General features: G+C 71.5%; 11 protein-coding genes. 4 read left to right on the top strand and 7 right to left on the bottom strand.

Annotated features, from left to right (window positions below; translation table 11 throughout):
• Positions 1 to 76 precede the first annotated feature (76 nt).
• On the bottom strand, positions 77 to 772 hold the full coding sequence (locus tag ACZ59A_RS21770) for a response regulator transcription factor (protein WP_470960776.1): 696 nt from the start codon (positions 770 to 772) through the stop codon (positions 77 to 79).
• 85 nt (positions 773 to 857) lie between these two features.
• Positions 858 to 2,054, bottom strand: a complete 1,197-nt coding sequence (locus ACZ59A_RS21765; RefSeq protein WP_470960774.1) for a sensor histidine kinase — start codon at positions 2,052 to 2,054, stop codon at positions 858 to 860.
• A 110-nt stretch (positions 2,055 to 2,164) separates the two neighbouring features.
• Here ACZ59A_RS21765 and ACZ59A_RS21760 point away from each other — a divergent pair, with 110 nt between their 5' ends.
• Positions 2,165 to 3,175 carry an SAM-dependent methyltransferase gene (locus ACZ59A_RS21760; RefSeq protein WP_470960772.1) on the top strand — a complete coding sequence of 337 codons (1,011 nt, stop codon included), beginning with the start codon at positions 2,165 to 2,167 and terminating at the stop codon, positions 3,173 to 3,175.
• 64 nt (positions 3,176 to 3,239) lie between these two features.
• Positions 3,240 to 4,382 carry an NADH-quinone oxidoreductase subunit D gene (locus tag ACZ59A_RS21755; protein WP_470960770.1) on the top strand — a complete coding sequence of 381 codons (1,143 nt, stop codon included), beginning with the start codon at positions 3,240 to 3,242 and terminating at the stop codon, positions 4,380 to 4,382.
• Between the two features lie 9 nt (positions 4,383 to 4,391).
• Here ACZ59A_RS21755 and ACZ59A_RS21750 read toward each other — a convergent pair whose 3' ends face one another.
• The 4 genes from ACZ59A_RS21750 to ACZ59A_RS21735 all read right to left on the bottom strand — a co-directional run bounded on the left by ACZ59A_RS21750 (position 4,392) and on the right by ACZ59A_RS21735 (position 8,038).
• A complete protein-coding gene (locus ACZ59A_RS21750) occupies positions 4,392 to 5,492 on the bottom strand; it encodes a hypothetical protein (protein ID WP_470960768.1) in 1,101 nt (366 codons plus the stop codon).
• Positions 5,493 to 5,566: 74 nt separating this feature from the next.
• Positions 5,567 to 6,526, bottom strand: coding sequence for an ABC transporter substrate-binding protein (locus ACZ59A_RS21745; protein WP_468049819.1), 960 nt, complete (start codon positions 6,524 to 6,526; stop codon positions 5,567 to 5,569).
• Between the two features lie 97 nt (positions 6,527 to 6,623).
• Positions 6,624 to 7,361, bottom strand: a complete 738-nt coding sequence (locus ACZ59A_RS21740) for an ABC transporter permease (RefSeq protein WP_470960766.1) — start codon at positions 7,359 to 7,361, stop codon at positions 6,624 to 6,626.
• Positions 7,361 to 8,038, bottom strand: coding sequence for an ABC transporter permease (locus tag ACZ59A_RS21735; RefSeq protein WP_470960764.1), 678 nt, complete (start codon positions 8,036 to 8,038; stop codon positions 7,361 to 7,363). Before ACZ59A_RS21735 ends, ACZ59A_RS21740 begins: the two co-directional genes overlap by 1 nt.
• A 129-nt stretch (positions 8,039 to 8,167) precedes the next feature.
• On the opposite strand from ACZ59A_RS21735, the gene ACZ59A_RS21730 reads away from it, so the two are divergent.
• Entirely contained in the window at positions 8,168 to 9,325 is a 1,158-nt protein-coding gene (locus ACZ59A_RS21730; RefSeq protein ID WP_470960762.1) for a betaine/proline/choline family ABC transporter ATP-binding protein, read from the top strand.
• 50 nt (positions 9,326 to 9,375) lie between these two features.
• Here the strand turns inward: ACZ59A_RS21730 and ACZ59A_RS21725 are convergent, their stop codons facing one another.
• The gene (locus ACZ59A_RS21725) at positions 9,376 to 10,506 is read right to left on the bottom strand and encodes an alpha/beta hydrolase (RefSeq protein WP_470960760.1); all 1,131 of its coding nucleotides are present in this window, start codon (positions 10,504 to 10,506) and stop codon (positions 9,376 to 9,378) included.
• Between the two features lie 167 nt (positions 10,507 to 10,673).
• On the opposite strand from ACZ59A_RS21725, the gene ACZ59A_RS21720 reads away from it, so the two are divergent.
• The gene (locus tag ACZ59A_RS21720; RefSeq protein ID WP_470960758.1) at positions 10,674 to 12,506 is read left to right on the top strand and encodes a phosphatidylglycerol lysyltransferase domain-containing protein; all 1,833 of its coding nucleotides are present in this window, start codon (positions 10,674 to 10,676) and stop codon (positions 12,504 to 12,506) included.
• Positions 12,507 to 12,574 lie beyond the last annotated feature (68 nt).

Raw genomic sequence — 12,574 nt, 5'->3', positions numbered from 1 at the left:
ACACAGCGCCGCCGAAGCACCGGAGGGGCTGGGTTGTGGCCCTCCGCCCCGGGCACAGCAGCGCCGCCGGGGTGGGTCAGCGGGGTGGGGTGCCTGCTCGGACCAGGCCCGTTTCGTAGGCCATCACCACCACCTGCACCCGGTCCCGCAGTTCCAGCTTGGTGAGGATGCGGCCCACGTGCGTCTTCACCGTCGCCTCGGACAGCACCAACCGGCCCGCTATCTCGCCGTTCGACAGGCCCTGGGCGACGAGCATCATCACCTCGCGCTCGCGCTCGGTGAGCCGTTCCAGCTCGGGGCGGGCCGCCGCGCCCGACCGGCCGCCGAGGCCGCCGCCCGTGCCCGGCAGCATCGGCGCGAAGCGGTTCAGGAGCCTGCGCGTGGTGGTGGGCGCGACGACCGCGTCGCCGCTGTGGACCGCGCGGATCGCGGCGAGCAGTTCGCCCGGGGGCACGTCCTTGAGCATGAAGCCGCTCGCGCCCGCCTTGAGGGCGGAGAAGGCGTACTCGTCCAGGTCGAAGGTGGTCAGGATGAGCACCCGCGGCGCCCCTTCCCGCTCACAGATGCGCCGGGTCGCCTCCACCCCGTCCAGCTTCGGCATCCTGACGTCCATCAGGACGACGTCCACCTCGGCGGAGCGCACCGCCTCCAGCGCCTCCAGTCCGTCGCCCGCCTCGGCGACGACCTCCATGTCGGGCTGGGCGGCGAGCACCATGCGGAAACCGGTGCGCAGCAGCACCTGGTCATCGACGAGCATGACGCGGATCGACATGTGGTCGGTCCCTTCCTTCGGCTCCCTCGGCGCGCGCTCCGTACGGCGCTCACCGCGTACGTACGCGCAGACGGGTGTCCGCGGCTCACCCCGCCGACTTCAGCGGCAGCAGCGCGCTGATGCGGAAGCCGCCGCCCGGGCGCGGACCCGCGTCGAGCGTGCCACCCACCATGCCGACGCGCTCGCGCATCCCGATCAGCCCGTGGCCGCTGCCGTCGGCGCCGCCGTCCTCGTACAACTCACGCTGGGCGCCCCGGCCGTCGTCCTCGACCAGCAGGCCGAGCCCGTCGTCGAAGTAGGTGATGCGGACACTGGCGCCGACGTCGGGGCCGCCGTGCTTACGGCTGTTGGTGAGCGCTTCCTGCACGATGCGGTACGCCGTCAGCTCCACGCCGCTGGGCAGCTGGCGCGGGCTGCCGACGACCTTGAAGTCCACCGGGAGCCCGGAACCGCGCGCCTGCTCCACCAGTTCGTCGATCTGCTCGACGTCCGGCTGCGGCACGTAGTCGTTCGCCTCCCCCGGCTCCCCGGTGCGCAGCACGCCCAGCAGCCGCCGCATCTCGGCGAGGGCCTGGCGGCCGGTGCCGGAGATCGTCTCCAGCGCCTGCCGGGCCTGGTCCGGGGAGGCGTCGAGGACGTACGCGGCGCCGTCCGCCTGAACGACCATCACCGACACGTTGTGGGCGACGACATCGTGCAGTTCGCGGGCTATCCGGGCGCGTTCGGCGGCGACCGCGACCTTCGACTGCGCCTCGCGCTCCTTCTCCAGCCGGGAGGCGCGCTCCTCCAGCTGGGCGTAGTAGGCGCGGCGGGTGCGGATCGAGTCGCCGAGCACCCAGGCCAGGACGAAGGGGATGGTGACGAAGACCGTCGAGATGGCCGCGTCGCCCGAGGACTCGTGCGCGCTGGGCCAGCGGAGGGTGGCGAGCGACGGTGCGCAGATCGCGGCGCCCAGGGCCAGCCGCGAGGTGCGGCGCCCGGCGGTGCACGCGGCGGTGTAGACGATCACCAGCATCGCGAAGTCGACGATGTTGATCTTGACGTTCAGCGCCAGCTGGGCGATGCCGCACGCGATGGCCAGCCCCAGCATCATCCCGGGGGCGCGGCGGCGCAGCGCGACGGCCGCGCACAGCGCCAGCGTGATCGGCACGGCCGCGAGCGGTGGCTCATAGCCCGGGGTCGCCTGTACGAGCCACAGGAGACCGCAGCCGAAGAGGAGGACGCCCCAGAAGGCGTCCACCCCTGTCGGATGGCTGCGGAGGAAGTCGTAGAGGCGCTGCACGTCACCCAGAGTAGGCAGTGTGGGCACCCTGGCGGGTCAGCCCGAGGGGCGATCCGTATCCCCCGGCCCTACTCCCCAAGGTGGATACCACTCCGCTTTAGCGTGGGGATGTGTCGAGTGAACAGCAGAAATGGTGCGGATGGCGGGAAGCCGCCGAACAGGCGCTGTACGGGACGGACGGCTTCTTCCGGCGGACGGAGGGCCCGGCCGGGCATTTCCGTACCTCGGTGCACGCCTCACCGCTGTACGCGCGAGCGGTCACGGAGCTGCTGCGGCGGGTGGACGAGGCGCTGGGGCGGCCGCCGGAGCTGGCGCTGGTGGACCTGGGCGCGGGGCGCGGCGAGCTGCTGACCGGGGTGCTGGCGGCGGCCGCGGATCTGCCGCACGGGCTGGCCGCGCGGCTGCGGCCGTACGCGGTCGAGCGGGCGGCGCGTCCGGCCGGGCTCGACGGGCGGGTGGAGTGGCGGGAGACGGTGCCGGAGGGCTTCACCGGGCTGCTGTTCGCCAACGAGTGGCTGGACAACGTCCCCGTGGACATCGCCGAGGCGGACCCGGACGGCGTCCCGCGCCGGGTCGAGGTCGCGGCGGCCGACGGCGCCGAACGGCTCGGCGCCGAGGTCACCGGCGAGGACGCGGCGTGGCTGGCGAGGTGGTGGCCGCTGGCGGGCGCCGAGCCGGCGCTGCGGGCCGAGATCGGCCGGCCGCGCGACGCGGCCTGGGCCGAGGCCGTGCGGTGCGTGGGGGCCGGGCTCGCGGTCGCCGTGGACTACGCCCACGAACGCGCCGCCCGGCCGCCCTTCGGCACGCTGACCGGCTTCCGGGACGGCCGGGAGGTGCGGCCCGTCCCGGACGGCTCCTGCGATCTCACGGCGCATGTGGCGCTGGACGCGTGCGCGGCCGGTACGGACGCCCGCCTGATCCCCCAGCGCGACGCGCTGCGCCACCTGGGCCTCGACGCGGGCCGTCCGCCGCTCGCCCTGGCCTCCACGGACCCGGCCGCCTACGTACGGGCCCTGGGCGCGGCGGGCGAGGCGGCGGAGCTGCTGGACCCGGCGGGTCTGGGCGGCTTCCGGTGGCTGGCCCGCCCGGTGGGCCTCCCGTACGACGCCCTGCTGCCCTAGGGATGCCGGTCCAGGGGCTGGACCCGGTTTCTGAACAGGGCGGGGGTCGAGACAAACTGTTCCCATGACGGAGACGACAGTCGGCATCGGCGGCGCGGCGGAAAGCACCGACATGGTGCTGAACATCGGCCCGCAGCACCCGTCCACCCACGGCGTGCTGCGGCTCCGGCTGGTGGTCGACGGGGAACGCGTGCAGCACGCGGAGCCGGTGATCGGGTACATGCACCGCGGCGCCGAGAAGCTGTTCGAGGCGCGCGACTACCGCCAGATCATCATGCTCGCCAACCGCCACGACTGGCTGTCCGCCTTCTCCAACGAGCTGGGCGTCGTGCTCGCCGTCGAGCGGATGCTCGGGATGGAGGTCCCGGAGCGCGCCGTCTGGATGCGTACGCTGCTGGCCGAGCTGAACCGGGTGCTCAACCATCTGATGTTCCTCGGGTCGTACCCCCTGGAGCTGGGCGGCATCACGCCGATCTTCCACGCCTTCCGGGAGCGCGAGGACCTCCAGCACGTGATGGAGGAGATCTCCGGCGGCCGCATGCACTACATGTTCAACCGGGTCGGCGGCCTCAAGGAGGACCTGCCGGTGGGCTGGCTCGGCCGGGCCCGCGCGGCGGTGGCCGAGGTGCGGTCGCACATGGACGTGTACGACCGGCTCGTGCTCGGCAACGAGATCTTCCGGGGGCGCACCCGCGGGGTCGGCGTCCTGTCCCCGGAGGCCGTGCACTCCTACGGGGTCAGCGGCCCCATCGCCCGCGCCTCGGGCGTGGACTTCGATCTGCGGCGCGACGAGCCGTATCTGGCGTACGGAGAGCTTCAGGACACCCTCAAGGCCGTGGTGCGCCAGGAGGGCGACTGCCTCGCCCGCTTCGAATGCCTGCTGGAGCAGACGCACAACTCGCTGGCGCTCGCCGACGCCTGCCTGGACCGGATCGCCGAGCTTCCGCCGGGGCCGATCAACCAGCGGCTGCCGAAGGTGCTCAAGGCCCCCGAGGGCCACACCTACGCCTGGACCGAGAACCCGCTCGGCCTCAACGGCTACTACCTCGTCTCCAAGGGCGAGAAGACGCCGTACCGGCTGAAGCTCCGCTCGGCCTCGTTCAACAACATCCAGGCGCTCACGGAGCTTCTGCCGGGCACGCTCGTCGCCGACATGGTGGCGATCCTGGGATCGCTGTTCTTCGTCGTCGGCGACATCGACAAATAGGCCGCGGCCCTACGAGATCGCGCTGCGCAGCTCCTCGATCCCCATGTGCTCGTGCTCGGTCTCCTCGTGCGCGGTCAGGTCGATGACCTCGCCCACCGCGCCCTTCCGGGTCTCGGCGAGGGTCTCCGCGCCGATCACATCGGCGAGGTCCTCGTCGGCCTCCGGCTCGGGCTCCTGCTGCTTCGGCGGGGTCTTCTGGGTGCCGAAGTAGTCGAAGCCGCCCTCCGAACGGGAGGCGGCCCGGCGTGCCGCGGCATACGGCACCACGGCGGAGGCGGCCGTACGGGCGTGGGGAGGCGGCACCGGAGAGCTGTCCGGGCCGTCACGCTCGTCGGCCGCCGGGCGCTTCCCCGGGACGGCTGCACCGTCCTCGTCCGGGTCCGCGGCCGTTCTCCCGGCCTTGCTGTCCTTCGCTTCCGCTTTCTCCTGCTCCTTGGCCTCGGCGTCGGCCTTCTCCCGCTCGGCCGCCAGGGATCGCGATTCCGCTTCGGCCCGCTCCCGCTGCTGCCGCGCGCTGGCGACGAGGCGGCTCAGCGCCTCGTCGGCGCGGACGTACGCGCTGAGGTCGAGAGCGTCACCGTCAGCGTCAGCCGACTCGGCGTCCGCGGCGGTCTCTTCGGACGACCCCGCCGCGGTGAGCGCCTTCGACGGGGTCCCGGCCTCCAGGGCGAGCCTGCGGCGCCCCTCCAGGGCGCTGGCGCGCTCGGTCTCGGCCGTGGCGTAGCGGCGCAGCAGCTCGGCGTGCTCGTTGCGCAGCCGGGCGAGTTCGGCCCGCTTGGCGCGCAGCCGGGTGTTGAGCGCGGTGCGGAGCTCGGCCGCCTTCTCGGCGTCCGCTTCCAGCTCCGCGATCCGCTCCTCGTACTTCATCTCCTGGCGGGCGGTCTCACTCGCGGCCTCCGCGACCCGGCGACCGGCCGCGCGATCCCAACGGCGGGTCAGGACCGAGCCGACGACCGCGGCGGTGGCCGCGGTCGCGGCGAGTCCACGGATCACAACCGTATCGCCGACCAGCCAGGCACCGGCGGCGCAGGTTATTGACGCGGCTGCGACCGACAGCGGGGGAAGTAGCCTGTGCAGGGGTGGGGATTGGCGGTGGCGTCCACGTGGCATGGGCCGAAACTTACCGTGCGTTCGGCCGGTTTGGGGGGTCGGCAGGCCACATCCGTTGTCAATCCGTTGGCAAACTACTTCACGAGACCCTTCTCCTTGAGGTAGTCGGCCGCGACATCGGCGGGCTTGAGCCGCTCGGCGTCAACCTTCTTGTTGAGTTCGGTGAGATCGGCCGTGGTGAGCACCCGGCCGAGCTTGTTCAGCGCGTTTTCGATCTTGGGTGAACCGGCGGACTTCGCATTCACCACGGGAAGTACGTTGTCGGCATTCTGCAGATTTTTGTCGTCGTCGAGCAGGACAAGCCCGAACTGGTCGAGCGTGGCGTCCGTGGTGGTGGTCAGGACCATCTGGTCCTTGCCGTCCTTGACCGCCTGCTTGGCCTGCACACTGCCGATGTCCAGCGGGTCGATGCCCGCGATGTCGATGCCGTAGCGCTTCTCCAGACCGGGCTGGCAGAACGGCCGCTTCGGGCATTCGTCGCCCGCCGCCAGCTTGACCTTCTGCCCGGACTTCCCCAGATCGGAGAGCGTCTTCAGGTCATGCTCCTCGGCGAACTTCCGGCTCACCGCGAAGGCGTTCTGGTCGACCGCCTTGCCGACGTCGAGCACCTTCAGCCCGCGCGGCTCGGCGAGCTTCTTCAGCGCCTTCACCGTGCCGTCCACGTCGGAGGAGGCCACGGGCTCGGCATTCGGCCCGTTCTTCTTCTGGTTGAGGAATTCGGCGAGCGTCGCCGCGTACTCCGGTACGACATCCATCTGACCCTTCTCCAGGGCCGGTTCATACAGTTCGCGGGTGTCCACCGTCTTGATGGAGGTCGAGTAACCGGCGTTCTCCAACAGCCCCGCGTACAGCTCCGCGAGGACCTTCGACTCGGCGAAGGACGCGGTCCCGATCACCAGCGAGCCCTTGCCGGGCTTGCCGGAACTGTCGCCGCCGCCGGACTTCTCCAGGCTGTCGCCGCCGCATCCGGTCGCGCCGACCGCCAGCGCCACGGCGCTCGCCGTCGCCCCCGCCACTCTCCAGAACTTGCTCATGGGTTCCCCATCCATAGATACGTACGATGCGAGCCGTCACGAAGACCGTCACGAAGACCGTTACGGCGGGCGCGACGACGGGCGCGACGACGAGGCGTTACGACGTCAGCGCGGGCGCCTTGGGCGCCTGGTCGGCGGGCGGGCGGCGGAACGCGGCCGACCGCCGCCCCGTGTTCCGCCGCATCGGGTCCAGCAGCAGCCCCAGCACCACGAACGCGCCCTCGACCAGCAGCGCGAGCGCCGCGACCAGCACCGCCCCGGCCACCACCTGGGGCGTGTCGGTGAGCCGGAAGCCCGCCGTGATGATCCGGCCGAGCCCACCGCCGCCGGGCAGCGCGGCCAGCGTCGCGGTGGCCACCACCTGCACCGCGGCGGTCCGTACGCCCGTCATGATCAGCGGGAACGCGAGCGGCAGTTCGACCCGGCGGATCAGCTGCCCGCCCGTCATCCCCATGCCCCGCGCCGCCTCCACGACCTCCCGGTCCGCCTCGCTCACCCCGACGTACGCGTTGGTGAGCACCGGCGGGATGGCGAACAGCACCAGCGCGATGATCGTCGGCCACTGGCCGTGCGTGCCCAGCGGGCTGAGGAGCAGCAGCACCAGCACGGCGAAGGTGGGCACGGCACGGCCCGCGTTGGAGATGTTGACCGCGATCGCGCCGCCCTTGCCGATGTGGCCGAGCAGGACCGCGACCGGCAGCGCGACCGCGCACGAGATCGCCAGACAGACGAACGTCAGGAACACATGCTGGCCGAGCCGGTGCCACACGCCGTCCACGCCGGACCAGTGCGACCCGGTGGCCAGCCAGTTCCACGCCTCGCCGATGACGCCCATCAGGCCCTCCTCCTCTTGCGCGCCCAGGGCGTCAGCACCCGCTGGACGCCGAGCAGGGCCAGGTCCGCCACGACCGCCAGCGCCACGCACAGCACCGAGGCGGTGAGCACCTGCGCCTTGAAGAAGCTGTGCATGCCCTCGTAGATGAGGTTGCCGAGACCGCCGTAGCCGATGATCGCGCCGACCGTGGTGAGCGAGACGGTGGAGACCGTGGTGATGCGCAGCCCGGCCATCAGGGCGGGCAGCGCGAGCGGCAGTTCGACGCCGAACAGCAGCCGCAGCGGCCCGTACCCCATGCCGCGCGCGGCCTCGCGGGCGTCCTCCGGCACGGAGGCGAGGCCCGCCATGATGTTCCGCACCAGGATGGTGAGCGAATAGAGCACCAGACCCGTGACCACGACCGCCTGGGACACCCCGAAGACGGGCAGCAGCAGCGAGAACATCGCGAGCGACGGCACCGTATAGAGGATCGTCGTCATCCCCAGCACCGGGCCCGCCACGCCCTGGCGGCGGCGGGCCAGCAGCGCGAGCGGAAAGGCGATCGCGAGACCGATCGCGACCGACGCGAGGGTGATCCCGACATGCTGGAGCGTCGCGTCCGTCAGCTCCTGACCGCGCGTGCGCACATACTCGCCGCAAATCCAATCGTTACTGATCAGACAGTTCTGGTCCGCCATACGCTCACCTCCCCCGGGCACGTGGTCGTCCAATTCCTGGGTGACCCTATCCCCGGGAGATGACAATCTCGTCCGATCGCCACACAACAGCAACAATGTCTGCCACGAATGCGGCAACAATGGGGAGCCATGATCCGTTTCGAGCATGTCACCAAGCGCTACGCCGACGGCACGACCGCCGTGGACGACCTGTCCTTCGAGGTCGCGGAGGGTGAGCTGGTCACGCTCGTCGGGCCCTCGGGCTGTGGCAAGACCACCACGATGAAAATGGTCAACCGGCTCATCGAGCCGACCTCCGGCCGGATTCTGGTGGAGGGCGAGGACATCGCCGAGACGGATCCGGTCGCGCTGCGCCGCCGTATCGGCTACGTCATTCAGCAGGTCGGTCTCTTCCCGCACAAGACCGTGCTGGAGAACACCGCGACCGTGCCGCAGCTGCTGGGGTGGCAGCGGAAGAAGGGGCGGGACCGGGCCGCCGAGCTTCTCGATCTGGTCGGACTCGACCCTTCCGTATATTCCGACCGCTATCCGGACCAGCTCTCCGGCGGCCAGCGCCAGCGGGTCGGGGTGGCACGGGCCCTGGCGGCCGACCCTCCGGTGCTGCTCATGGACGAACCCTTCGGGGCCGTCGACCCGGTCGTACGTGAACATCTGCAGACGGAATTCCTACGGCTTCAGTCACAGGTGCGGAAGACCGTGCTCTTCGTGACGCACGACATCGAGGAGGCCGTGCGGCTCGGCGACCGCATCGCGGTGTACGGATCCGGGCGCATCGAACAGTTCGACACCCCGGCGGCGGTGCTGGGCGCCCCCGCCTCCCCGTACGTGGCCGACTTCGTCGGCGCGGACCGGGGCCTCAAGCGGCTCTCGGTGACCCCCATCGAACCCGGCGACCTCTGGCAGCCGCCGGTCGTCCACCTCGACGACCCGCTCACCAAGGCGGCCGCCCGCCTGGCCTCGGACGGCGCCCGGTGGGCCGTCGTCCTGGACGACGCGGACCATCTGCACGGCTGGATCCCGGCGGACGCGGCCGACGGGGCGGAGGGGACGGTACGGGACCACGCCCGCCGGATGGAGGCGTGGCTTCCGGTGGGGGCGCCGCTCAAGCAGGCGTTCAGCACGATGCTGCAGCACGACGCGGGGTGGATCGCCGTCCTGGACGGCGAACGCTTCCTCGGCGTCCTCACCCCGGCCCGCCTCCACGAGGCCCTGCGCCGCTCCATCGACGCCGACGCGGGCGGCATCGCCCGGGGCGACGTGAACCTCCAGACGGTGGCCGACACCTGATCCCCCACCGCCCGTCCCCGCCCTGAGGCGGGGCGGGGGAAGGAACTCCCTCAGTCGGCTTGGAGGCGGGTGCTCAGCCATTGGAGGGCCGGGGACACCTCGCGCTTCCAGGTGTTGAAGTTGTGGCCCCCGGTGCCGAGGATCATCGACGAGATGCGGGTCGGCGCGCCCCGCCCGTTCAGCTCGCGCACCTTCGCCACGAACCGCATCGTCTCCCCGTAGTTCTTCTCCCCGCGCTCGCTGCTGCTCACCAGCAGCGAGACCGGCGGGGCGGGCTTGTGGCCGAGGCGCCACATGAGGTTGTTCTCGCGCTCCAGCTGCTTGCTGCCACCGAAGAGGTCGCCCGTGGTGGGGTCGGTGGGGGCCTTGTAGAAGGGGGACAGACCGGCCGCGGCGGAGAAGGCGTCGGGGTGGCGCATCGCCATCTTCAGGGCGCAGTAGCCGCCGGTGGAATTGCCGATGACACCCCAGTTACGGGCCTGCGTACCCACCCGGTAGTGCTCGGAGACGGCCTTCGGCACGTCCTTGGTGAAGAAGGTCTCGGTCTGCGGCCCACCGGGGACGTCCATGCACTCCGTGTCCCGCGGCGGCGCCACCGTCGGCCGCATCATGACCAGGATGGTCGGCTGCATTCTCCCCTCTTTGACCAGCTTCTGGGACTTCTGGGGGTATTTCAGGCCATTGATGAGCGCTTCGGTGGTGCCCGGGTAGCCGGTCAGCACGAGGGCCGCCGGAAACCGCCGTTCGGCGTAGTGTGGCTGGAAGTACTCCGGCGGCAGATAGACATAGGCGGGGCTGGCGATCCGCGAGACCGGCCCCCGGAAGGTCACCTTGTCGATGCGCCCGCCGGTCTCCGGCGACGAGCCGCCGGAGACCTTGAGCTTGCGGGTCTCGGTGACCTTCACCCTGGTCCCGGGGGTGTCGTGGTCCACTACCACCCCCATCTCGTTCTCGCCCCCGACCAGGTCGGACCATGAGCCGTAAAAACCGAAAGACTGATTGGCGAACAATCCAAAAGCCGCGAACACCGCCACCTGGGTAGCCAGTAGCATGCCGACCCGGCCGACCACGGCGGTCACCCCGCGTCCGGCCAGCCGGGGCCACAGCCATATCGTGGCCGCGAACAGCAGCAGCGCCGCGACGACAGCCATGATCACGACGTTGTTGCTCGTGAGACCCATCACTATCTTTCTGCCGGGCGGCCGGTCCTCCGTGCCGCGGGGAGCACCTCCCGGCGGGCGCCGGGGGCGGAACCCCGCCGCCTCGAATCGCATCTAGATAGACGCAAATCGTGCGGATGCTGCGTCAGAGAACCAAAGATCCTTTGACCGAAGCGACGGGAATGCGAATGTCTGACAGTCCAGATGCCGAAAAGTCCGGAGGGGTTCCCAACCGGATACGGCGCGTGCTGCGCGGGCCGCGCCCGGAGGCGGTCCCCACGGCCGTCGGCACGGCCTGCACGCTGATCGGGCTCGTGGACATCGTTTTTCCGCGGCTGAAGTACAGCAAGGTGCACGCGCTGGCGGAGCTGCTGCCCGGCGCGGTCAGCTCCCTGGCCGCCGCGGCGTCGATCGTGGTCGGGCTGCTGCTGCTCATGCTGGCGCACGGCCTGAAGCGGCGTAAGCGGCGCGCCTGGGTAGCGGCGGTGGCGCTGCTGCCGGTCGGCGCGGCGGCCCAGCTGCTGTACCGGCACTCGGTCCTGGGCACCGTGTTCTCGCTCGTCCTGATGGGGGTGCTGCTCCGCTACCGCAGCGAGTTCGCCGCGCTCCCCGACCCGCGCAGCCGCTGGCGGGCGCTGGCCAACTTCGTCGTCATGAGCGGGGTGAGCCTCGGAGTCGGGCTGCTCATCGTGCGGTCGCACCCGGACACCATCGAGGGCGCGCCGTCGCTGGCGGCGCAGCTGGAGCACGTGCTGTGGGGGCTGCTCGGCTTCGAGGGCCCGGTCGGCTACCGCGACGGCGCGGACTACACGGTCGGCTACTCGCTGGGCGCGCTCGGCCTGCTGACCGTCGCCACCACCGCGTATCTCGCCTTCCGGCCCGAGCACCCGGCGGCCCGGCTGACGCCCTCCGACGAGGAGCGGCTGCGGGAGCTGCTCGCCACCCACGGGCGCCGTGACTCGCTCGGCCACTTCGCGCTCCGCCGCGACAAGGCGGTGATCTTCTCGCCCAGCGGCAAGTCCGCCGTCTGCTACCGCGTGGTCTCCGGCGTGATGCTCGCCAGCGGCGACCCGGTCGGCGACGTGGAGGCGTGGCCGGGCGCGATCGCCGCGTTCATGGAGGAGGCGCAGGCGCACTCCTGGACCCCCGCGGTGATGGGGTGCAGCGAGACCGGCGGCGAGGTGTGGACCCGGGAGACCGGACTCGACGCGCTGGAGCTGGGCGACGAGGCGATCGTGGACGTCGCGGACTTCACCCTCTCCGGCCGCGCGATGCGCAACGTGCGCCAGATGGTCAAGCGCATCGAGCGGGCCGGTTACGAGACCAGGGTGCGGCGCGTCGCCGACCTCGACGCGGAGGAGCTGGAGACCGTACGGCGGGCCGCGGCGGACTGGCGGGGCACCGACACCGAGCGCGGCTTCTCGATGGCGCTGGGCCGGATCGGCGACCCGGCGGACGGCGAGTCGGTGATCGCCACCGCCCACAAGGCGGCCGAGGAGGGCGCCGGCGAGGGTCCGTACGGCGATCTGAAGGCCGTCCTGCACTTCGTGCCCTGGGGCCCGGACGGCATGTCGCTGGACCTGATGCGGCGCGACCGGAGCGCCGACCCGGGCATGAACGAGCTGCTGATCGTGGCCTCGCTGGAGGCCGCACCGGCCCTGGGCGTCACCCGGGTGTCGCTGAACTTCGCGATGTTCCGCTCGGCGCTGGCGCGCGGCGAGAAGCTGGGCGCGGGCCCGGTGCTGCGCGGCTGGCGGGGGCTGCTGGTGTTCCTGTCCCGCTGGTTCCAGATCGAGTCGCTGTACAAGTTCAACGCCAAGTTCCGGCCGCGCTGGGAGCCGCGCTTCGTGGTCTTCCGCAACACCCGGGAGCTGCCGCGCATCGGCCTGGCCGCGATGCAGGCCGAGGGGTTCGTCTCCCTCGCGCTGCCCCGGCTGCTGGGCCGCGGGCGGCGCGCCGAGCGCAGGCCCTGCGCACACCAGGCCCCGGCCCGGCGCCGCGAACTGGAGCAGGCCGCCTAGCGAGCTGACTGGCAAGCCGTACGGGCGGGCACCCCGCCCCCCGCGTCCCCCGCACGGGCTGCCGGTAC

The sequence above is a fragment of the Streptomyces sp. NPDC040405 genome (assembly GCF_055595765.1).
The sequence above is the reverse complement of the archived record's forward strand: the minus strand, read 5'-3'. Positions and strand labels throughout refer to the sequence as shown.

What these genes read in the sequence shown, in the direction of transcription:
- ACZ59A_RS21770 (WP_470960776.1), bottom strand. Translation starts at nt 772, where the DNA reads ATGTCGATCCGCGTCATGCTCGTCGATGACCAGGTGCTGCTGCGCACC.
- ACZ59A_RS21755 (WP_470960770.1), top strand. Translation starts at nt 3,240, where the DNA reads ATGACGGAGACGACAGTCGGCATCGGCGGCGCGGCGGAAAGCACCGAC.
- ACZ59A_RS21750 (WP_470960768.1), bottom strand. Translation starts at nt 5,492, where the DNA reads ATGCCACGTGGACGCCACCGCCAATCCCCACCCCTGCACAGGCTACTT.
- ACZ59A_RS21745 (WP_468049819.1), bottom strand. Translation starts at nt 6,526, where the DNA reads ATGAGCAAGTTCTGGAGAGTGGCGGGGGCGACGGCGAGCGCCGTGGCG.
- ACZ59A_RS21740 (WP_470960766.1), bottom strand. Translation starts at nt 7,361, where the DNA reads ATGGGCGTCATCGGCGAGGCGTGGAACTGGCTGGCCACCGGGTCGCAC.
- ACZ59A_RS21735 (WP_470960764.1), bottom strand. Translation starts at nt 8,038, where the DNA reads ATGGCGGACCAGAACTGTCTGATCAGTAACGATTGGATTTGCGGCGAG.
- ACZ59A_RS21730 (WP_470960762.1), top strand. Translation starts at nt 8,168, where the DNA reads ATGATCCGTTTCGAGCATGTCACCAAGCGCTACGCCGACGGCACGACC.
- ACZ59A_RS21725 (WP_470960760.1), bottom strand. Translation starts at nt 10,506, where the DNA reads ATGGGTCTCACGAGCAACAACGTCGTGATCATGGCTGTCGTCGCGGCG.
- ACZ59A_RS21720 (WP_470960758.1), top strand. Translation starts at nt 10,674, where the DNA reads ATGTCTGACAGTCCAGATGCCGAAAAGTCCGGAGGGGTTCCCAACCGG.